At 38.2% G+C, this 21,340-nt stretch carries 21 protein-coding genes; 15 read left to right on the top strand and 6 right to left on the bottom strand.

All coding sequences use genetic code 11. The annotated features are described in order from the left end of the window. Positions 1–224 precede the first annotated feature (224 nt). Positions 225–779 carry a flavoprotein gene (locus B9T24_RS11355; protein WP_086165864.1) on the top strand — a complete coding sequence of 185 codons (555 nt, stop codon included), beginning with the start codon at positions 225–227 and terminating at the stop codon, positions 777–779. 54 nt (positions 780–833) lie between these two features. On the opposite strand, the gene B9T24_RS11350 is transcribed toward B9T24_RS11355, so the two are convergent. Both B9T24_RS11350 and B9T24_RS11345 read right to left on the bottom strand, forming a co-directional pair. Further along, positions 834–1,562, bottom strand: coding sequence for a hypothetical protein (locus tag B9T24_RS11350; RefSeq protein WP_086165863.1), 729 nt, complete (start codon positions 1,560–1,562; stop codon positions 834–836). 87 nt (positions 1,563–1,649) lie between these two features. Continuing rightward, entirely contained in the window at positions 1,650–2,486 is an 837-nt protein-coding gene (locus B9T24_RS11345) for a pyruvate, water dikinase regulatory protein (protein ID WP_004648838.1), read from the bottom strand. A gap of 154 nt (positions 2,487–2,640) precedes the next feature. Between B9T24_RS11345 and ppsA the strand changes: the two genes are divergently transcribed. The 13 genes from ppsA (at position 2,641) to dnaB (ending at position 16,983) form a co-directional block, all read left to right on the top strand. Next, entirely contained in the window at positions 2,641–5,019 is a 2,379-nt protein-coding gene (ppsA, locus tag B9T24_RS11340; RefSeq protein ID WP_086165862.1) for a phosphoenolpyruvate synthase, read from the top strand. Between the two features lie 80 nt (positions 5,020–5,099). Continuing rightward, positions 5,100–5,870 carry an RDD family protein gene (locus B9T24_RS11335; protein ID WP_086165861.1) on the top strand — a complete coding sequence of 257 codons (771 nt, stop codon included), beginning with the start codon at positions 5,100–5,102 and terminating at the stop codon, positions 5,868–5,870. Between the two features lie 314 nt (positions 5,871–6,184). Further along, positions 6,185–7,246 (top strand): ubiquinol oxidase subunit II, encoded by a 1,062-nt coding sequence (gene cyoA, locus B9T24_RS11330; protein ID WP_086165860.1) that lies wholly within the window; start codon positions 6,185–6,187, stop codon positions 7,244–7,246. A gap of 3 nt (positions 7,247–7,249) precedes the next feature. Next, on the top strand, positions 7,250–9,238 hold the full coding sequence (gene cyoB / locus B9T24_RS11325) for a cytochrome o ubiquinol oxidase subunit I (protein WP_086165859.1): 1,989 nt from the start codon (positions 7,250–7,252) through the stop codon (positions 9,236–9,238). Positions 9,239–9,242: 4 nt separating this feature from the next. After that, positions 9,243–9,860: a cytochrome o ubiquinol oxidase subunit III gene (gene cyoC, locus B9T24_RS11320; RefSeq protein WP_086165858.1), complete on the top strand. Its 618-nt coding sequence runs from the start codon at positions 9,243–9,245 to the stop codon at positions 9,858–9,860. After that, a complete protein-coding gene (gene cyoD, locus B9T24_RS11315; protein ID WP_004648831.1) occupies positions 9,860–10,186 on the top strand; it encodes a cytochrome o ubiquinol oxidase subunit IV in 327 nt (108 codons plus the stop codon). The genes cyoC and cyoD overlap by 1 nt, the downstream gene beginning before the upstream one ends. 10 nt (positions 10,187–10,196) lie before the next feature. After that, entirely contained in the window at positions 10,197–11,075 is an 879-nt protein-coding gene (gene cyoE, locus B9T24_RS11310; protein ID WP_086165857.1) for a heme o synthase, read from the top strand. Positions 11,076–11,187: 112 nt separating this feature from the next. Next, positions 11,188–13,299, top strand: coding sequence for a hypothetical protein (locus B9T24_RS11305; protein ID WP_086165856.1), 2,112 nt, complete (start codon positions 11,188–11,190; stop codon positions 13,297–13,299). Positions 13,300–13,306: 7 nt separating this feature from the next. After that, positions 13,307–14,059 (top strand): DUF3142 domain-containing protein, encoded by a 753-nt coding sequence (locus B9T24_RS11300; protein WP_086165855.1) that lies wholly within the window; start codon positions 13,307–13,309, stop codon positions 14,057–14,059. Between the two features lie 145 nt (positions 14,060–14,204). Next, the gene (gene rpsF, locus B9T24_RS11295; RefSeq protein ID WP_004648827.1) at positions 14,205–14,591 is read left to right on the top strand and encodes a 30S ribosomal protein S6; all 387 of its coding nucleotides are present in this window, start codon (positions 14,205–14,207) and stop codon (positions 14,589–14,591) included. Between the two features lie 11 nt (positions 14,592–14,602). Next, positions 14,603–14,830: a 30S ribosomal protein S18 gene (rpsR, locus tag B9T24_RS11290; protein ID WP_004648825.1), complete on the top strand. Its 228-nt coding sequence runs from the start codon at positions 14,603–14,605 to the stop codon at positions 14,828–14,830. A gap of 9 nt (positions 14,831–14,839) precedes the next feature. Further along, entirely contained in the window at positions 14,840–15,286 is a 447-nt protein-coding gene (gene rplI, locus B9T24_RS11285) for a 50S ribosomal protein L9 (protein ID WP_004648824.1), read from the top strand. 251 nt (positions 15,287–15,537) lie between these two features. Further along, positions 15,538–16,983, top strand: a complete 1,446-nt coding sequence (dnaB, locus tag B9T24_RS11280) for a replicative DNA helicase (RefSeq protein ID WP_086165854.1) — start codon at positions 15,538–15,540, stop codon at positions 16,981–16,983. Between the two features lie 86 nt (positions 16,984–17,069). Here the strand turns inward: dnaB and B9T24_RS11275 are convergent, their stop codons facing one another. Then, positions 17,070–17,486 carry a DUF4259 domain-containing protein gene (locus B9T24_RS11275; protein ID WP_086165853.1) on the bottom strand — a complete coding sequence of 139 codons (417 nt, stop codon included), beginning with the start codon at positions 17,484–17,486 and terminating at the stop codon, positions 17,070–17,072. 549 nt (positions 17,487–18,035) lie between these two features. Between B9T24_RS11275 and alr the strand changes: the two genes are divergently transcribed. Then, positions 18,036–19,103, top strand: a complete 1,068-nt coding sequence (alr, locus tag B9T24_RS11270) for an alanine racemase (RefSeq protein WP_086165852.1) — start codon at positions 18,036–18,038, stop codon at positions 19,101–19,103. A 97-nt stretch (positions 19,104–19,200) separates the two neighbouring features. Here the strand turns inward: alr and B9T24_RS11265 are convergent, their stop codons facing one another. From B9T24_RS11265 to B9T24_RS11255, 3 genes are read right to left on the bottom strand one after another with little or no spacing between them, the layout of a single operon-like run. Then, positions 19,201–19,935: a proteasome-type protease gene (locus B9T24_RS11265; RefSeq protein WP_086165851.1), complete on the bottom strand. Its 735-nt coding sequence runs from the start codon at positions 19,933–19,935 to the stop codon at positions 19,201–19,203. 26 nt (positions 19,936–19,961) lie between these two features. Continuing rightward, positions 19,962–20,741, bottom strand: a complete 780-nt coding sequence (locus tag B9T24_RS11260; protein WP_086165850.1) for a transglutaminase family protein — start codon at positions 20,739–20,741, stop codon at positions 19,962–19,964. Beyond that, positions 20,738–21,340: an alpha-E domain-containing protein gene (locus tag B9T24_RS11255; RefSeq protein WP_086165849.1), complete on the bottom strand. Its 603-nt coding sequence runs from the start codon at positions 21,338–21,340 to the stop codon at positions 20,738–20,740. Before B9T24_RS11255 ends, B9T24_RS11260 begins: the two co-directional genes overlap by 4 nt.

The following is a 21,340-nucleotide window of genomic DNA, read 5'->3' as shown; positions in this document are numbered from 1 at the left end:
AAGGCTTACTGTCTCAGAACAAGCCTTATTTTTATGATCAGCTCATCCAGTTTCACACGCAAGATCGTCAATTTTAACAAAAAATGGTTTGGCATTTCCATTCATAGCATGATGACGATGACTGACCAGATTCCAGAAAAATCTTTACCAAAAGTTCTATCTTGGATATACCAATGAATTGCAGAACCAACTGCAACGAAGTAAAAACAAGAAAGGATATGAAAATGGTTAACAAGAAAAAGAATCCATTGGATGGTTTCTTTCAAAACTCACTCGATTTTTTTCAGAGTTTTAAAGGGAAAATCGTTGCCGCTGAAGATATCAAACGATTTGATTTTTCAGGTTTAAATGTGGCTATTATTGGTGCAAACCAAATGACTGTGACGCATCTCGCGCAAATTTGTAATGATGCTAAATTGGTTAAAGTATTTCAAATCACGCCACATTTTTTATTACCTCAAACAGAAAAAGGACTACATAAACTCCTTTCACACCCTTTAATTATTAAAAATCGCCGTTTATTTAACAACCGAATCAAAGCATTATTGGCTATTCGTTATCTTGAGTCACAAGTTCAAGATAATTGGTTAAAACGACAGTTAATGCCGAATTCGGCTTCTGAACACAAGCTGTTTCTAAAATCAGATACTTATTACTCAGCTTTACAACGTGAAAATTGCAAGTTAATTACTTGGCCCATCGTTAAAATTACAGATCAAGCAATACAGAGCATGGATGGTACTGAACATAAAGTGGATGTCATTATTAGCACTTACTAAAATTTTAAAGATAAAAAAAGAGGTCAATTCATCTTGACCTCTTTTTACATCAACTTATTTCACCGTACCGACATATTGATAATTGTGATTATTTTTTTGATAGCGTAAATACTTACCCGTTGGTTTGGTATTTTGATCTAATAATTTAATATCAATAAATCTCATATCTTTCGAAACACGAATATAATTCCCTTTACGTTCGGCATCATATTGACAATTATAATCCACACTAATTGTATCTAATTTTTTAGTTTTAGTTTGGAAAATTGGTACTGGGTTCAACTGGTTTTTCTGTTGTTGATAAGCTTTTATTTGATAAGCACCAACACAACTATCGCCTTTATAGTAACTTTGAATTAAATAAATAGGCTGTCCAGACATCTTGATTTGATCAACACTTCGAATAAAACCAGCTTCAATCGCTTGAAGTTTCTTTTTGGGCGCATTTTTAAACTGTGCATAAGATGAATATGTCCCCATAGTGCCACCACCACCCACATCAAAAGTATAGGTTTTAAGCAATTGATCAGGTGTGTAGCGAATACTTAAGCCAAAGTTCTCGGTAAGTTTTGGAAAGCGATAAGTATAACTATCTGCATTTTTTTCAATCAACTTCACTACATCACTTTCGAGTTGTTGATTGACTGTATAAAAGTCTTGCACAGCGTATTTTGTATAAATCTGTTGTTCCAAAGCACTTAAAGTCGTGGTATTGGCATAACTGTTGTTTAAAAAACCAACAGACAACACACTAAAGCTAGCTATTTTTAATATTTTTTTCATCTAACTCATCCATTATCTTTGTTATTTATGACATGACATAAGAGCCTACACAGAGGCTCTTATGTCTATAGAATAATGTAATGACAATTAACCAATACGACGTTTCAAACCTGTCATTTGCAAAACACGTGTTGAAATTTCCTCAATCGACATTTCAGAAACATTCAAATATTTAATCCCCTCAGAAATATAAATCCCCTCAACGGCACGAAGCTCCATCTGACACTGACTGAAACTTGCATAACGGCTATTGGCTTTACGTTCAGAGCGAATTGCTACAAGTCTTTCAGCATCAATCATTAAGCCAAATAACTTATGTTTATGCGCTTTTAATACCGCGGGCAAACGATTGTCATCCAAGTCTTCTTCAGTCAGCGGATAGTTTGCTACACGAATACCAAACTGTAATGACAAATAAATTGAGGTTGGCGTTTTGCCTGAACGCGACACACCAATTAAGATTAAATCAGCTTTATCATAATGACGTGTACGCGCACCATCATCATTGTCGAGCGCAAAATGAACCGCATCAATACGGGCTTTATATGACTCTGAATCGGTCACTGCATGGGTTTGCCCGACTAAAGTTGTAGGAGGAGTACCTAAAACTTCAGATAACTTACCAATAAGGCCTTCAAAAACATCAAGATTCACTGCATTTGCAGTATTAATAATATCGCGTACATACGGGTCTACAAGAGTATCAAATACCAAAGGTTGCTGCCCATCACGATCAGCGCGTTGATTAATTTCTGCAACCACATTCATGGCTGCTTCTTCAGAGCTAATATAAGGAATAATATGAATGTCAAAATTAACATGAGGAAATTGCGCTAACAGTGAGTGCCCAAGGGTTTCAGCAGTAATTGCTGTACCATCAGAGACAAAAAATACACTACGCTTAATTTGTTTACCTTCTGACATTAAAATTCTCCTTAAATATTTGTCTAAGTGCTATAAAATCTTTATAGTAAACTGATCTTATATAACTTTCGCTTAGTAAAATCAAAATGCTAAGTAGATTTGTTATAATTTCATGCAAGATAGTGATTAATACTGCAAAAGTGGAGTAACAACATTGGAAGCGCGCGTAATTGGTCTAGAAAAATTAGGGAAACACGACGTTGAACTTGTAGGTGGGAAAAACTCATCTTTAGGTGAAATGATCAGCCACTTATCCAATGCTGGCGTATCAGTTCCAGGTGGCTTCGCAACGACTGCTGCTGCTTATCGTGAATTTCTCGAGCAAAGTGGCCTAAACGCTAAAATTCAAGCAGAGCTATCAACTTTAAATGTTGATGATGTCAATGCTCTTGCAGAATCTGGCGCTAAAATTCGCCAATGGATTATCGATACTCCGCTTACAGCCGAACTTGAAAAAGAAGTTCGCAACGCTTTCGCAGACCTTTCTAACGGCAACCCTGAAATCGCGGTTGCCGTTCGTTCATCTGCAACTGCAGAAGACTTACCAGACGCTTCTTTTGCTGGTCAGCAAGAAACTTTCTTAAATATTCGCGGCATTGATAATGTATTGATCGCAATTAAAGAAGTTTTTGCTTCACTTTATAATGACCGCGCAATTGCATATCGCGTACATCAAAATTTTAAACATGAAGTTGTAGCCTTATCTGCTGGTATTCAACGCATGGTACGTTCTGAAACGGGTGCTGCGGGTGTAATGTTTACACTGGATACAGAATCTGGTTTCCGTGATGTTGTATTTATTACTGCATCTTATGGTTTGGGTGAAATGGTTGTTCAGGGCGCGGTAAACCCTGACGAATTCTACCTGTCTAAACCATTATTAAACGCAGGGAAACATTCCATCCTACGTCGTAACCTTGGTTCTAAACACCAAAAAATGATTTATGGTGAAGAAGGCTCTACGGGTAAATCAGTTGTTGTTGTAGACGTTGAAAAACAAGATCGTCAACAATTCGCACTGAATGATCATGAGCTTCAAGAACTTGCTAAACAAGCGTTGATCATTGAAAACCATTACGGCTCACCAATGGACATCGAATGGGCCAAAGATGGCGATGATGATCAAATTTACATCGTTCAAGCACGTCCAGAAACAGTCAAAAGCCGTGAAAATGTCGGCACAATGGAACGCTACCTGCTTAAACAAAAAGGTACTGTCGTTTGTGAAGGTCGTTCAATTGGTCAACGTATCGGTTCTGGTAAAGTCCGCATCGTAACGTCAATTAAAGAAATGGACAAAGTACAACCAGGTGACGTTCTTGTCTCTGACATGACTGACCCAGATTGGGAACCAGTGATGAAACGTGCTGCTGCCATCGTGACGAATCGTGGTGGTCGTACATGTCATGCTGCAATTATTGCACGTGAACTTGGTGTTCCAGCAATCGTGGGTTGTGGTAATGCAACAGAAGTATTGACTGATGGTCAAGAAGTGACAGTTTCTTGTGCTGAAGGCGATACAGGCTTCATTTATGAAGGCTCTTTAGATTTCGAAATTCAACGTAACTCGATTGAATCTATGCCTAAACTTCCGTTCAAAATCATGATGAACGTAGGTAACCCTGACCGCGCATTCGACTTCGCAACTATTCCAAATGAAGGTATTGGTCTTGCACGTTTAGAATTCATCATCAACCGTATGATTGGTGTGCATCCAAAAGCGTTATTGAATATTGATAGCCTTCCACGTGAAACACGTGCTGCGGTCATGGCGCGTACGGCAGGTTACTCTTCTCCAATCGAATTCTATGTCGAAAAATTGGTTGAAGGTATTTCAACTCTTGCTGCTGCTTTCGCTGACAAACCAGTGATTGTTCGTATGTCTGACTTCAAGTCAAACGAATATGCGAACCTGATTGGCGGTAAGTTATACGAGCCAGAAGAAGAAAATCCAATGTTGGGCTTCCGTGGTGCAAGCCGTTATGTGTCTGACAATTTCCGTGACTGCTTCGAACTTGAATGCCGCGCATTAAAGAAAGCGCGTGACGAAATGGGTTTAACCAACATTCAAATTATGATTCCTTTTGTACGTACAGTTGCAGAAGCAAAACGTGTTATTGAACTATTGGCGCTTAATGGTCTTAAACGTGGTGAAAATGGCCTTAAAGTCATCATGATGTGCGAATTACCAACCAATGCATTGTTAGCTGAACAATTCCTTGAGCACTTTGATGGTTTCTCTATCGGTTCAAACGACTTGACACAGTTAACACTTGGTTTAGACCGCGACTCTGGTATCGTTTCTCATCTGTTTGATGAGCGTGATCCTGCTGTTAAAGCGTTACTCTCTATGGCAATTCATGCATGCCGTAAAGCAGGCAAATACGTCGGTATTTGTGGTCAAGGCCCTTCTGATCATCCTGACCTTGCTCGATGGTTGATGGAACAAGGCATCGAATCTGTTTCATTAAACCCAGACTCAGTTTTAGACACTTGGTTCTTCTTAGCAGAAGAAAAGACTAAACAAGTTTAATAAAACGTGTTAAAAAAAGACCCACTAGTGGGTCTTTTTTTTATCCATCTTTTAAGATTTAGTTTTGAGAATTCAATTTTATGCAAATTTACTTGGCACGTGATAATCAACAAGCGGGTCCATACACCTTAGAGCAACTCAATCAAATGCTCGCGAGTCAGCAAGTCATGCTCACTGACTTAGCTTGGCACCAAGGTATGCCAGAATGGAAAGCTTTAGGTGAATTAACCAAGGGTAAACTTGTATATGAACCTGTAGGTTATACTGCCCCAACCCCTTTCCTCGAAAAGACACCTTTACAAAATTCAACTATGGGTAAAGTACAATCGGGGAAAAAACCAACTCAAAATAGCGAACTTGCTTCCATTACTACCCGTATTTTAGCAAAAATTATCGACTTATTATTGTGGTTACCCGCAGCAGCTATTCCTTCATTTTTTCTAAAACCTGACCAATTTAATCAATTGTCTGATATTCAACAAAAGATGCAATCTGCTGACACATCAACTCAAGCTGTACAATTACAACAGGAATTATTTACCCTTATTCCTATAGAAGCTTGGCAAGCAATGTTTGTATACATCATCATTATGCTAGGTATTCAAGCCTTTATGTTGGCAAAATCTGGGCAAAGTATTGGTAAAAAACTCACCAAAATTAAAATTGTCGATGCCGAAAATGGTGAAAAAGTCAGCCTAATGCGTGTCTTCACTTTACGTAGTTTTATCTTCATTATTTTAAATATGCTCTTTATGCCTTTGATCACAATTATTGACCATGTTTTCGCATTGAGCGAAAAACGTCAAACTTTACATGACAAATTAGCCAAAACCAAAGTGATTAAACAATAAACATCAAAAACAGGGATGATTTTATCTCCCTGTTTTTCCCCAGAATATTGATATTAAAATAATAATTTTTATCTTAAAACTTTAATTCCGAGTAAAAAAATCAGTTTTTATAACAGTCATTTAAAGCCACTTTACATATAGCTTAGTTCAACAATATGAGGCATAATGCCCTACAACGTAGCGGTGTCTCATGATTGGGAAGGATTTTCTATGCTTAGAATTTCTAAGTGAAAATAAATATTTCCAATCATGCGACACTTTAATCGCTATCCCATATTAAATTAGGGAATGGGACTCTTCACCGAGGTTGTAAAATGAGACAAACGATTTTAGCTGTATTGTCTTTATCTGCGATGGCTGCACTCTTAACTGGGTGTGGCGGTGATATGGTACTTCTAAACTCAAAAGGTCCAGTTGCAGAAGGTCAAAGTAACCTGATGATGACTGCGATCTACTTAATGCTTTTGGTGGTAATTCCATCAGTTATTATGGCATTGTGGTTTGGTTGGAAATATCGCGCGTCGAATAAAGATGCAGACTATAAACCTACTTGGGCACACTCTACCGCTATTGAAATTATAGTTTGGGGTGTTCCAGTCATTATTATTGGTATTCTAGCTTGGTTAACTTGGTGGGGTTCACACAAGTATGACCCTTACCGCCCGCTCGAATCAGATAAAGCTCCGTTAACTGTTCAAGTTATTGCTGAACAATTCAAATGGGTCTTTATTTATCCAGAACAAGACATTGCAACTGTTAACGAAATGCGCTTTCCAGAGAAAACTCCGTTAAGCTTACGTATTACGTCTAACTTCACAATGAACTCGTTCTTTATTCCTGCATTGTCTGGTCAGATTTATGCAATGGCGGGTATGCAAACTCACTTGCACATGTTAGCAGACACGACTGGCGTATTCCGTGGTTTCTCTTCTAACTATTCAGGTTATGGCTTCTCGCAAATGCGCTTTAAAGCTCATTCTGTAACAGATGCAGAGTTTGCCAATTGGGTAGCAGCAGTTAAAGCAGGTAATGGTACTTCAGTTAATCCTGAAGCAATTCAAAAAGGTATTTTAGACCAAACTGAATTTGCAACCTTACGTGATGGTAACCGTGGTAAGCACCAAATCGAAGCATTAGTGGCAAAAGCAACGACTCCAGAAGAAAAGGCTGCTGCTGAAGCAATGAAGCCTTATCCGACTAAGCCACACCCAGTGACTTACTATTCTTCAGTTGAGCCTAAATTGTTCGAATCCGTGATTAACAGATACATGAGCAACTACCATGGTGCTGATCACTCAGCAACTGTAGGTCATGAAGCTGCGGCTTCTGAAGCTCATGCAAATGTTGAGCATGCGACTGCTTCTGTAGAGGAATAAGACATGAGCTTTTTAGGTAAGTTAGGACCAGATGCAATTCCATACGATCCAATCGTATTGGCAACTGTTGCAATGATGATCCTAGGTGGCCTTGCTGCTGTTGCAGGGATCACCTACTTTAAAAAATGGAATTACTTGTGGACTGAATGGTTCACTTCTGTAGACCATAAAAAAATTGGTATCATGTATATCTTAGTATCTGTAGTCATGTTACTTCGTGGCTTCGCAGATGCAATCATGATGCGTCTTCAGCAATTCCTCGCACGAGGTGGTGGTGAAGGCTATTTACATCCTGAACATTACGATCAGATCTTTACTGCGCATGGCGTAATTATGATCTTCTTCGTAGCAATGGGTCTTGTTGTCGGCTTAATGAACATCTCTGTACCTTTACAGATTGGTGCTCGTGACGTTGCCTTCCCATTATTGAACTCTTTAAGCTTCTGGTTGTTTGCCGGTGCTGCGGGTCTCATGATGGCTTCTCTTGCACTTGGTGAATTCGCTGCGACTGGTTGGATGGCTTATCCTCCTCTTTCAGGTATCGAATACTCTCCTGGCGTAGGTGTCGACTACTACATTTGGGCACTTCAGGTTTCAGGCTTAGGTACTCTTTTAACGGGTGTTAACTTCTTTGTTACCATCATTAAAATGCGTGCGCCTGGCATGACACTTATGGATATGCCGATCTTTACTTGGACTGCACTTTGTACGTCTGTATTGATCATCGCATCTTTCCCAGTGTTAACTGCAACGATTGCAATGTTAACCCTTGACCGTTACTTCGATTTCCACTTCTTTACAAATGACTTGGGTGGTAGCCCAATGTTGTATGTAAACTTGATTTGGACTTGGGGTCACCCAGAAGTATACATCTTAGTATTACCAGCATTTGGTATTTACTCTGAAGTTGTATCTACTTTCTCTCGTAAAGCATTGTTTGGTTATAAATCAATGGTGTATGCGACTATTGCGATCACAGTACTTGCGTTCGTAGTATGGGTTCACCACTTCTTTACAATGGGTGCTGGTGCCAACGTTAACGCGTTCTTCGGTATCATGACCATGGTTATTGCGATTCCAACTGGTGTGAAAATCTTCTCTTGGTTATTCACCATGTACAAGGGTCGTATTACCTTTACAACACCAATGCTATGGACACTTGGCTTCCTTGTGACTTTTGGTATCGGTGGTTTAACAGGTGTATTAATGGCAGTTCCACCAGCGGACTTCTTAGTACATAACTCGTTATTCTTAATTGCTCACTTCCATAACGTAATTATTGGTGGTGTAGTATTTGCAATGTTCGCAGGTATCATTTTCTACTGGCCAAAAATGTTTGGTTGGAAACTCAATGAAGCCTGGGGTAAAGCAGCTTTCTGGTTCTGGTTCTTCGGCTTCTACTTTGCATTCATGCCACTTTATATCCTTGGTTTCATGGGTATGACGCGTCGTCTGAATACATATGACAATCCAGAATGGGATCCATACATCGCTATCGCTTTGTTTGGTGCTATCCTTATCGCGATTGGTATTGCATGTTTCTTAATGCAAATCATTGTTGGTTTCTTACAACGCAACGACAATCTCGATTTGACTGGCGATCCATGGGATGCTCGCACATTAGAATGGGCTACGTCTTCACCTGCTCCGTTCTATAACTTTGCTCATGTACCACAAGCTGACGGTATCGACCGCTTCTGGACTGACAAAGAAAACGGTGTTGCATACGCACGTCCTACGTCGTATGAAGATGTACACATGCCAACCAATCGTGCTGCTGGTTTTGTTATTGCAATGTTCATTACTGTTATGGGCTTTGCTTTAATCTGGCATATCTGGTGGTTAGCTGCTGTTGGATTCATTGGTGCTATCGTTTCGTTTATCGTAAGTTCATTCACGAAAGAAGTGGATTACTATGTGCCTGCTGCTGAAGTAGAACGCATTGAAAACGAACGCTATGCGATTCTTGAAAAACACTTGAAGAAGGACTAAGACAATGGCTGAAGTACTTCATCACGACAACCATGGACATGATGATCATCACCACGATGATACCGACATCACCGTCTTTGGTTTCTGGACTTACTTGATGAGTGACTTGATCCTATTCGGGACACTCTTCATTGCGTTCGCTGTATTAAGCAGTCACATTCCAATGGGTACTCCAAGTGCAAAAGAGCTTTTTGGTGAGTCTTTAGGTTTCGTTTTAACTGAAACTTTCGCTCTCCTCATCTCTTCTGTAACATTCGGTTTTGCCGTACTTGCTGCATACAAAAAGAATGTTAGCCAAGTTTTAACTTGGTTAATCATTACATGGCTATTTGGTGCCAGCTTCATCGGCATGGAACTTTATGAGTTCCATCACTTAGTTCATGAAGGCCATGGCCCAAGCACAAGTGCGTTCTTATCGTCGTTCTTTACGCTAGTAGGTACGCATGGTATTCACGTAACTTCGGGTTTGGTATGGATGATCATTTTGATGATTCAAATCAAGAAAAATGGTTTGACTCTTCCAAACACTCGTCGTCTTGCTTGCCTAAGCTTGTTCTGGCACTTCCTTGACATCGTTTGGATCTGTGTATTCAGCGTCGTTTATTTGATGGGAGTTCTCTAATGAGTCACGATCACAACTCTGCTGGTGCATCGCACGGTAACGTGAAGCAATATACCATCGGTTTCATTTTGTCAGTTGCTCTTACTCTTATTCCTTTTGGAATGGTTATGAGCGGTGGCTTTGGACGTGGTATTTTGGTTACTGTAATTGCTATTACTGCAGTTGCTCAGGTTCTTGTACAGCTCATGTTCTTCTTGCACATGAACTCGTCTTCTGAACAACGTTGGAACGTGATTGCATTTATCTACACAGTACTGTGTATTGCGGTATTGCTGATTGGTTCTGTATGGATCATGAACTACCTTCACTACAACATGATGATCTAAACTGATTGTCATGCTGAAAAAGTATATATTCCTGACTAAACCAGGAATTCTCTTTGGTAACTTTGTTACCACTTTGGGCGGCTATTTCTTAGCCGCTCAAGGTTCTGTAGATTTCCTTTTATTGCTTATTACCCTCCTTGGTACAACTTTAGTTGTTGCCTCTGGTTGTGTGGTCAATAACGTTATTGACCAAGACATCGACCACAAAATGCAGCGCACACAAAACCGTGCTCTAGTTCAAAAAACGATTTCTCCCTCTATTGCTCTAGCTTATGCTTTTGTATTGGGTGCGATTGGTTTTAGTATTTTATGGTTCTGGGTAAATGCGTACGCTTTTTTATTTGCGGTGATTGGTTTTGTAGTTTATGTGGTTTTTTATAGCCTCTGGACAAAACGCACAACAATTCACCAAACCGTTATTGGAAGTATTTCTGGTGCAAGCCCACCAGTGATTGGATATACCGCTGTTAGCCATGAATTTGACTTAGCTGCCTTAATTCTTTTTATTGGTTATGCGCTTTGGCAAATGCCACATTCGTGGGCAATTGCAGTATATCGTTTCGATGACTACAAAAATGCAGGTGTTCCGATTCTTCCTGTAGCACGTTCTATTTTACGTACTAAAATTGAATCACTGATTTATGTTGTTTTATTTACCATCTCGATGAATGCTTTATATGTATATGGTTATACAAATTGGCTTTATCTTGTCATTCTAAATGCTTTATGTATTTACTGGTTTTATATTGGTGTACTTGGATTTAAAGCTGAAAATGACCAACTATGGGCAAAACGTTTTTTCCTATTTTCGGTTATTCTCATTACAATTGTGAGTTTATGCTTTAGTTTCACTTCGCAAGTACCCGCAACAAAAATCGTGTTTTTTTAAAAAAGATAGAGTTCTACTCTATCTTTTTTTTATTTTTTACTTCTAGAATTATTTCACTACAACAATCCAGTTGCTAATATTACACCCAAAATTATAAAGTTACTTTTCCCATATGAATTCTAAACTTAATATATTACGCCACACTATTTTTACGTCTTTATTTCCAGTATGTATTCTTTATTCAAACTTTGGCTATGCTGGTGCTGACACTTCCTGTGAACCCAGCACTATCCTTCAAAACAACGAATATACTGCTTGTAATAATTTACCCGCCCTTACGCCTGCCAACGACAACCAAACCAATTTATTATTATTGCTCAGTGATTTAAATTTAGTCAGTATTTCAACCACAACTGAAAAAAGATCTCTTTGGGATACCACTTATAGTAATGTTCCTTTTGAAACCAAACAACTCACCTCATCTGCTCAAAATAGAGCATCCAATGCGCGTAAGTTTGTAGCAACAGATCTAGATCCGTATCAAGAACACTGCAATTCCATGACTAAAGGCAGTTCTGATTTTATTCAACAGGTGAAAAATGATCGAACAATTCCCAGTGCTGAAAAAGATATTTTAATTCGTGAACGTAACAAAATTTCTGAATGTGAAAAACAAATTAGTTTAATTAATGTTAATCCAAACTGGACAGTGACCACGCGTCAATATGCATCCTATTTAAATGCAACAATTGCTTTTTATAATACTAACTTTTCTACAGCAACTAAAATTTACTCCCTACTCACCAATGTAAATAATCCTTGGTTAAAAGAAACAGCTCAATACATGTTAATTCGTAGCAATCTAAATGCTACTTTTCAAAGTGGCGTTGGGGAATATGGCGATCTTCAACGAGAGAAACTTAATCCAACCCTGCTTAAAGAGCTCTTTAACAGTATTACTCAATATCTAAAGCTATATCCAAGCGGAGAATATGCCGCTAGTGCGCGTGGTCTATTACGTCGTGGTTATTGGTTAAATGGTCGACATGATTTATTGGTCAATGAATTTATCTGGCAAATCAACAATCCAAAATCTAAGTTTTATAACCTTGAAATGAATAATGTTGCTTATGAAATAGATCGCCACGTTTTTCAAAATAGTAACTTTAATGTTCAAAATTTAAAGGACCCTCTATTTCTGGCCATTTATGACTTAATGCAAATGCGTAAACCAGAAACAGCAGATGACAAAGTCATCACATGGATACAGCTCAATAGTCAAAAAGAAATATTCAAAAACCAACCTGAACTGTTTCAGTATTTACAGGCCAATCATTTATTCTTTATTCAAAATAAACCGCAAGAGGCCTTAAATTTACTTCCTAAAGATAATCCCAGTGCCATAAACAACTATCTGCAACTCAGTCAGATTTTTCTAAAAGGAAGAATTCTTGAAAAATTGGAGAAATCGCAATCTACACAACACTATTGGGAATCCTTCCTCGCAAAAGCGAAAACAGCTGATCAACGTGGATTATTTGAATTAACGCTATATCCTTATTATTTAAAACAACAAAATGTAGATGCTTTTATCGGTTCAAATGCCAAAATTAAACAGGCCTCCTTACAAAAAAGCTTTATTTCTGAATCTGCCAATGAAAATAGTCTGATGAAAATCATTCAGACCACAACAAGTACAGAGCATAAAAATTTAGCCCTATACACAGCCCTGAATAAATCTTTAGTCCATCAAAATTACAATTTGTTTAATCAGGCTTATGCAGCCCTACCGAGCAATCTTAGCCAGTTTAATCACACAGAAAACACTGCAGAAAAATTTCGTAGTCAGCCACCTTTAGCCAATTTCATTTGGAAAGGAATAACCATTACCCCGCAAATTAAATGTTCTGATTTAAAAACCTTGACTCAAAAACTGGCAGACACCCCTAAAGACTTAAATTTACGACTATGTTTAGGTGAATATTTTAGAAGTGAAAATGGTTACATGCTCAGTTCATTCACTTATAGCGAGAAGGAAAATCCAACCTTTCAAGGTTCGATATTTACTCGTGGGCAAGTCTATAAAGATATAATTAAAACTCAGCCCAATGGTGAATTAAAAGCCTATGCTCTTTACCGTGCAATCCAATGTTATGCACCATCAGGTTTAAATGATTGCCAAGATCAAGCGGTTGAGAAATCCGTAAGAAAACAATGGTTCGATCAAATTAAACGTGATTATCCTAATACAACTTGGGCAAAATCATTAAAATTCTATTGGTAAATGTCAGATGCTACAGCGGATTCACTCGATTATTGTTATTTTACTTTGTGGCTTGAGTTTAATCGCATGCCAACCAAGTCAATCTGCTTCAGCTAAAATCATGGTTGATGCCAATCAATACTCAAGTTTTTGGATTTGGGGCGATATTTCTACTGCTGCTTATTTAAAGCAAGCCAAAGAACTTTATATTTTACAAGGCGAAATCCGTTTAGATCAATCTACACAAAGTTCAATCTTCACTCCTCAAGGTGTCTCGATTTTAAAAATACCGCATCAAAAAGTTTGGCTGGTCTATCGAAACCATCATTTAAATTGGCAAAAATCTGAATTAGAAAAAATTTTAACCCGCATCAAACAGTGGGAAAATGCGGGAAATAAAATTCAAGGCATTCAAATTGACTTCGATGCAAAGACAAAAAATCTAAAGCAATATGCCCTATTTCTTCAAACATTAAGAAAGCAATTACCCAAACAATATCAAATCAGTATTACAGGTTTACTCGACTGGACCAATGTTCAAGATCCGCAAGTTTTAAATTTGCTACGACAAAATATTAATGAACTGGTCATTCAAACGTATCAAGGCACAAGCACCATTCCAAATTATCAGGCCTACTTAAAACGAATTTCCACTCTACATTTACCTTATAAAGTTGGACTGGTACAAAATGGTGAATGGACAAATCCAGCTTTTATACAACAAGATCCTCAATTTAAAGGCTATGTAGTTTTCCTATTACGCTCGAAGCCACGTATATAAATTCAGTATTTCAGAAAGCTGCTCTTGTAATTTCAGCTTAAAACCACTAAAATTCACGCTTCGCAAATTTTGCGACACAACCTCGGTTGTGACTCCTTGCCTCCGAATTTTATTTAGAGGCTGTATAAACCGTAAGGAGCTGACAATGCGTCACTACGAAATCGTACTTTTGGTACATCCAGACCAAAGCGATCAAGTTGTGGGTATGGTAGAACGTTACCTAACTCACATCAAAGAAGCTGAAGGTCAAATTCACCGTTTAGAAGATTGGGGCCGCCGTCAATTGGCTTATCCGATTAACAAAATTCATAAAGCTCACTACATTTTAATGAATGTTGAATGTGGTCAAACTACGCTTAATGAATTAGAAGAATTGTTCCGTTATAACGATGCAATCCTTCGTAATGTTATTATTCGTCGTGAACACGCAATCACTGAAGAGTCATTGCTTGCTAAAAGTGCTGAAGAAAAACGTGCGCGTAAAGCACAACGTGAAGAAGCACAACAATCTCAAGATTCTGCTGAAGCATAAGGAGAACATAAATGGCACGTTTTTACCGTCGTCGCAAGTTCTGCCGCTTTACAGCTGAGAAAGTTGCTTACATCGACTACAAAGATATCGATACTTTAAAACAGTACATCACTGAAAACGGCAAAATTGTTCCTAGCCGTATTACAGGTACTAAAGCTCGTTACCAACGTCAATTAGCGCTTGCTATTAAACAAGCTCGCTACTTGTCATTGATCCCTTACACTGACAATCATAAGTGAGGTTGAGCTGTGGATATTATCTTACTACAACGCATTAAAAACCTTGGTAAATTAGGCGATAAAGTTTCAGTTAAAGCTGGTTACGGCCGCAACTACCTTATCCCTCAAGGTCAAGCAGTAGCAGCGACTGAGTCGAATACTGCTGCTTTTGAAGCTCGTCGTGCTGAACTTGAGAAAGCTGAAGCTGATGTTTTAGCTGCTGCTCAAGCACGTGCTGACCAATTAGACGAAGTTAACATCGTAATCACTGCGAAAGCTGGTGACGAAGGTAAACTATTCGGTTCTATCGGTACTCGTGACATCGCTGACGCGTTGACAAATGCTGGTCTTGAAGTTGACCGTGCAGAAGTTCGTTTACCGAACGGTGCACTTCGTCACACTGGCGAATTCAACATCGCAATCCAATTGCACCATGATGTTGTTGCTGAAGTTCTCGTTACTATCGTATCTGAGTAATTTTCTGCAAGAAAAAGAGCATGCTTTTGCATGCTCTTTTTTATTTCTGAAAATAGTCAAAATAGCTTATGTCGCTTTAACAACAAATAGTTAGCACAACTTATTTTGACTGCTTTTAGATGAATGAAATTTTCGATTCGCATTTTTTTTAAGAGTGCGTATGATCTATTTGTACGAAAATATTTGAAATTTTATTCTTCGTGCCATCTTTCTAAATTACTCATTTATTGCATTTAAAATTAGGGTTTTATATGTCACAGGCGAATGCCAATGCTACGCTTAACGCATCAAAAGTAGATAATAAAAGTAATGAGCCTAGCCAATTAAAAGAGTTTCGTACTCCACCGCACAACTTAGCGATTGAGCAGGCTGTACTTGCAGCCCTGATGACGGTAGCTGAATCTTTTGAACAAGTTGGTGATGTACTCAGTGAAAATGATTTTTATGCGACACGACATAAATATATTTTTCGTGCGATTGAAAAATTAACTCAAGAAAATTCACCTTACGATGCTGTATTGGTCAATGATTGGCTCATCAAACAAAACCTATTGGATGCTGTAGGTGGCGAAGAATATTTGATGCAATTGATGGCAGATTCCCCTTCTAGTTTTTACAACTTAGAAACCTATGCCAATAAAATTAAAGAATTTTCAACTTTACGTAGCATGATTAAAGTCAGCTCTGAAATTTTGCAAAATGCCTATGACACCAAAGGTCGTAGCGTGAGTGAAATTTTAGATTTAGCAGAAACGAATATTTTCTCCATTGCTGAACAACATAATAACAATGCTAAAGCTCAAGGGCCAAAACCAATCAATGCTGTCGTTGCCGATGTTTTTGACAAGTTAAATGAACTGTCACAAATGGAAGGCAGCATTACAGGTTTAACTTCAGGTTTTATGGAACTGGATAACAAAACATCTGGCATGCAGTCAGGTGACTTGATTATTGTTGCTGCGCGTCCTTCTATGGGTAAAACCACGTTCGCGATGAACTTAGTGGAAAGTGTTTTATTTAACTGCGACTTGCCTGCTCTGGTTTTCTCCATGGAGATGCCCGCAGATTCAATTGCCATGCGTTTAATTTCAGCTTACGGCAAGGTTCATCAAGGACACTTACGCTCTGGTAAATTAGATGGCGATGAATGGTCGAAAGTGACTGGCACCATTTTGCAATTACAGGAAAAACATCTATATATTGATGATTCTTCAGCCCTACCACCGACAGAATTACGAGCGCGGGCGCGTCGTATTGCCAAAATGCATGGTGGTAAAATTGGCTGTATTATGGTCGACTACTTACAATTGATGAAAGTCCCAGGCATGGGTGATAACCGTGTCGGTGAGATCTCAGAAATTTCACGAAGCTTAAAAGCTCTGGCTAAAGAAATGATGTGCCCTGTGATTGCATTATCTCAGCTCAACCGTTCACTGGAAAACAGACCCAATAAACGTCCTGTGATGTCCGATCTTCGTGAATCAGGTGCAATCGAGCAGGATGCCGACTTAATTATGTTTATTTACCGTGATGAAGTTTATAACAAAGAATCTAAAGAAGCAGGCACAGCGGAAATTATTATTGGTAAACAACGTAACGGCCCAATTGGTACTGTTCGCTTGGCTTTTGAAGGTCAATACACGCGCTTTAGCAACCTGTCACCTGAGTTTTATTCTCAATATAATGATGAAGAATAATTTTCACATGCTCCAAAAATAAAAAAACGGACATTTAGCTGTCCGTTTTTTATTACCCTGTTAAATTAAGTCTAGATAAAAAGCATCTAAAGTTTAGCTTTTAAAAGTTCTTTTAATTCATCAATATTTGCTTTCCACTGGCTATATTCCTCTGAATCTTGCCACAGTTCATCTGGTTCTGAATCTTCAGTGGTCAATAAACCCAATGCTTGAAGTGCTTTGGGAATAAGAAGATCATGAGGTTTAATCGTCAGTTTTGTTAACCACGCATCAACTTTTTCAGTATAAGCATCATCTTGTGTCCCCTTTCCCAGAGCTTGAGCAAGTACCTCTGCTGCTGCATGGGCCTCACAAGCAATATCTGCATCAATGTATTCTTGCGCAGATTCAATAATTTGATTAAAAGCTTTTTCAACGATTGAAAAATCCGAACTTTTCTCTAATTCATCAGCCCAATCGTTCGCAGTATCATTACCAAATGGTTCATGTGACCAAGCGCCCATAATTATGTCCTTTTTATATCAATACAAAATCTTGTTATTGCTCTTTTTTAAAGTTTACTTAAAATTTTCTTTAAAACCAATTTAAAACAAAGGTTTGTTGATATTTTCTATTCAAAAATAACGAGTCCAGTCAAATTCAATTGCTAAACTAAATTTACGACTCACCAAGCCAAAATGGAACCATGAAAATACTATGGCTCTAACTTATATCTTTATCTGGCAACCATCATCTTAAACATTATGAAATATCGACAAACGCTCATTATAAAATAACTCCAACAATAAATTGCTCAGTTCAAGTTGAGGGGGGATTACCGAGTCTTAGCAAAATCATATGCAAAGTCTAGGTTTGATCTAAATTAACTGTCAATAAAATTATTTAAAATAATGTCCATTTTCAACTGAGAGGACTACAATAATTCAATATTTTCATGATAAATATTTTATCAATCCCACTGAAATTCTTCATTTAAATCTCTCAAAAATTAATTTACGTCTGGGGCTTGCCCTCTCGTAATGCAATATTTGTAACCCCAAGGAGTAACGAGGGTGCGCCAAGCAACAGTTTATATTGACAGAGAAGCACTGCAATATAATTTAAACCGTGTTAAACAACTTGCACCAACTGCTCAAATTGTAAGTATGGTTAAAGCCAATGCTTATGGACATGGAGTCAAAGACTGTTTAGCAGCCTTAGGTGGAACGGATGCTTTTGGTGTCGCTTGTCTTGAAGAGGCACTTGAGATTCGAGAACTCGGCTATCAACAACCCATTACACTCATTGAAGGCGTTTTTTCTGAAGATGAAATGCAGGTTGTGGTTGACAATAATATTGAGTGTATCGTACATCATCAACAACAATTGGATTGGCTACGCGCACATAAAGATGCCTATATTGCTAAAAACCTAAAAGTTTGGGTCAAACTAAATAGTGGTATGAATCGCTTAGGTTTTAAAGTAGCTGAAATTATTGAAGTAATTAATACACTAAAAGCAGAAGGTTTTACATGTGTTCTTGCCATGCATTTTGCCAATGCAGATGCAAAAGATCACCCTTTAAATGAACAACAAAAAAATCAATTTTTACACGTCAAAGAAGCTTGCGCTCCAATAATGGCTTCGTGCTGTAACTCAGCCGCAATTTTCAAATGGCCTGAATTGAATTTTGATTTTGTTCGCCCCGGTATTATGCTGTATGGTGCCTCTCCATTTGCAGATCAAACGGCTAATGATTTAGATCTTAAACCCGTCATGACCTTCACAGCAGCAATTATTGCATTAAATACCATTCAAGCAGGTGAATCTGTAGGTTATGGTTCGCACTTTGTTGCAACTAAAGAAATGCAGTTGGCGATTGTTTCAATTGGCTATGGTGATGGCTATCCACGTGCCTTTCCAAAACAAAACTATGTTTCCGTTCAAGGCAAAACTGCACCTGTGGTTGGTCGTGTCGCTATGGATATGATTGCCATTGATGTCACTGGGTTAAATGCACCTTTAGACACTAAAGTCGAACTTTGGGGTAAAAACCGCTTGGTTGATGATGTTGCAGAAGCTAATGGCACCATTGGCTATGAACTTTTGTGCCGCTTAAGTGCTCGCCCAATCAGAAAGTAAAAAATTGAAGTTTAAAAAACCCAAGTTTAACTTGGGTTTTTTATTAAGCTCAGTCGCTAAGCTAAATCTCTATATTCTGACTATAAATAGCAAAATATTATTCTAAATAATCATTGGTTGGGATTGGCAATTCTTGCACACCACGGCGTAACGTATCGGACCATTGTTTACTCAGCTGCCTAAAATAGGGATCTTCTTCATAAATGCGTTTGCCATTTGGAATATGCAATGAATCTTTTTTATAAACAATGGTATCTAGTGGCATGCCAACTGAGACATTGGAACGTAAAGTAGAATCAAAAGAAATTAAACAACACCGTACTGCCTCATCTAAAGGCATTTCATAAACCAAAGCTCGATCTAATATAGGCTTGCCATATTTACTTTCTCCAATTTGAAAATACGGCGTGTCTTCTGTTGCATTAATAAAGTTACCCTGAGAATAAATATTATAAAGTTGCATATCTGCACCTTTAATTTGCCCACCAAGCAATAGGCTACACGAATAATTATTGTGCTCATCAGGGTCTACCGTGATATCTGAAATCACTTTTCTCAATGTTTGACCAACCAACTCTGCAATCTCAAACATCGTATTCACACTATATAAATTCGGTTCTTGCTTAAGTTCTAAATGATTATGTAGATGACTAATGACTGCTTGAGTTGTCGCTAAATTACCAGATGTTTGTATGCTTATAAATCGCTCGCCTTCTACACCAAAAGTATAGAGCTTACGAAATACCGAAATATGATCTACACCCGCATTGGTACGCGTATCACTAACAAAAACCAATCCATCTTTCAAACGTAGCGCACAACAATACGTCATTAACAGCTCCTATGACCTTCAAATTTTCAGCAAGCGAGTACTTGAACAATAGAATTCATAGACTCAATACCACCACGCTCTCTTATACCTCGAACAGGTGCAACATCCCAATAATCACGACCTATAGCCACATAAATGTGTGAATTTAGCGCAAATAATTGGTTACTTGTATCAAAACAATACCACGTATTGTCAAAAAAAACCTCTGCCCAAGCATGACTTGCAAGGTGAGATGTATTTGGGACAAATAAATACCCAGATACATAACGTGCGGGCAAACCCAAATACTTACACATGGCGATAAAGACATGGCTATGATCTTGACACACCCCCTGTCGATGTTGGAAGGCATCAATAGCAGAGGTTTGCACTGAGGTCTGATCAGGCACGTAAGGAATATGCTGTAACACCGCAGCAGACAAATGAATTAAATGTTCTCGTGTTAAATATGGCACATGACGCTTGGCGAAATCTTTCATTTCAGCATTACACAAAGTATTTGCTGTCGGTTGCAAAAATAAATTTGGATTTATTGCTGTATCAATCCCAAATTGGGTGTGGGGATTCATCTCGATGATCCCCTGCGCCATAATCGTCATTTGCTGATAGGGTTGTCGCTGTGAACTGGTAATCCAAATATTATTAAATGCATCTGCTTTAACTTCTTTCTGACCTGGCACACTCACATCCCAATAATGAACCTGCTGATGTGCATTGCTCATCGGAGTCATTTTAATATACTGAATACTGTTACATGCCTGATCGCTATAGCTATAGTGAGTTTGGTGGTTAATCATCAACTTCATACATCCACCTCAAATAAATGTTGAATATGATCACTAAATTGATAAAAACTCATACTATCTGGGGTTAATTTGAGTTGCTGCCATGCATGATTCAGTCCATTCCAACCAATCTGATGCAAAAAACCGACAATCTGATCAATCTTTTCGAGTGTGCTCACCTGATCGTGTTTCAAACGAATTTGTAGGTCTAACTGTTCTATATTTTGACCCAAAGTAAAAAACAGAAAAATATCTTCAGGCTCTGCTTCTAAAACCTCATGACACTCTCCAGCAACATCACAGATATACGCTGCATTTTCATTGGCATTTTTAATGAGTTGATTCAGTTCAGCATAGGCTTTTGCGGAAAGTACCCCACGTAAATCTTGTACATTATCTTTTGCATATTGGAATTGTTGATGAAAGGATGAAGGTTGTTCTGTATCCAGTAATAAAGTATTCAATGAGCTCGCATCAAAAGCGGGCAAGCAAAAAGCATGTGCATATCCCAACGCATCTTGGTTATCATGAAATGGAAATTGACCACATAAATATTGAATACGGGTTAAATATCGTCCTAACCAAAAAATATGTTGAGCATTGCTATTTAATAAAATCAT

The organism is Acinetobacter sp. ANC 4654 (assembly GCF_002135425.1).
Classification (GTDB): domain Bacteria; phylum Pseudomonadota; class Gammaproteobacteria; order Pseudomonadales; family Moraxellaceae; genus Acinetobacter; species Acinetobacter kyonggiensis.
The sequence above is the reverse complement of the archived record's forward strand: the minus strand, read 5'-3'. Positions and strand labels throughout refer to the sequence as shown.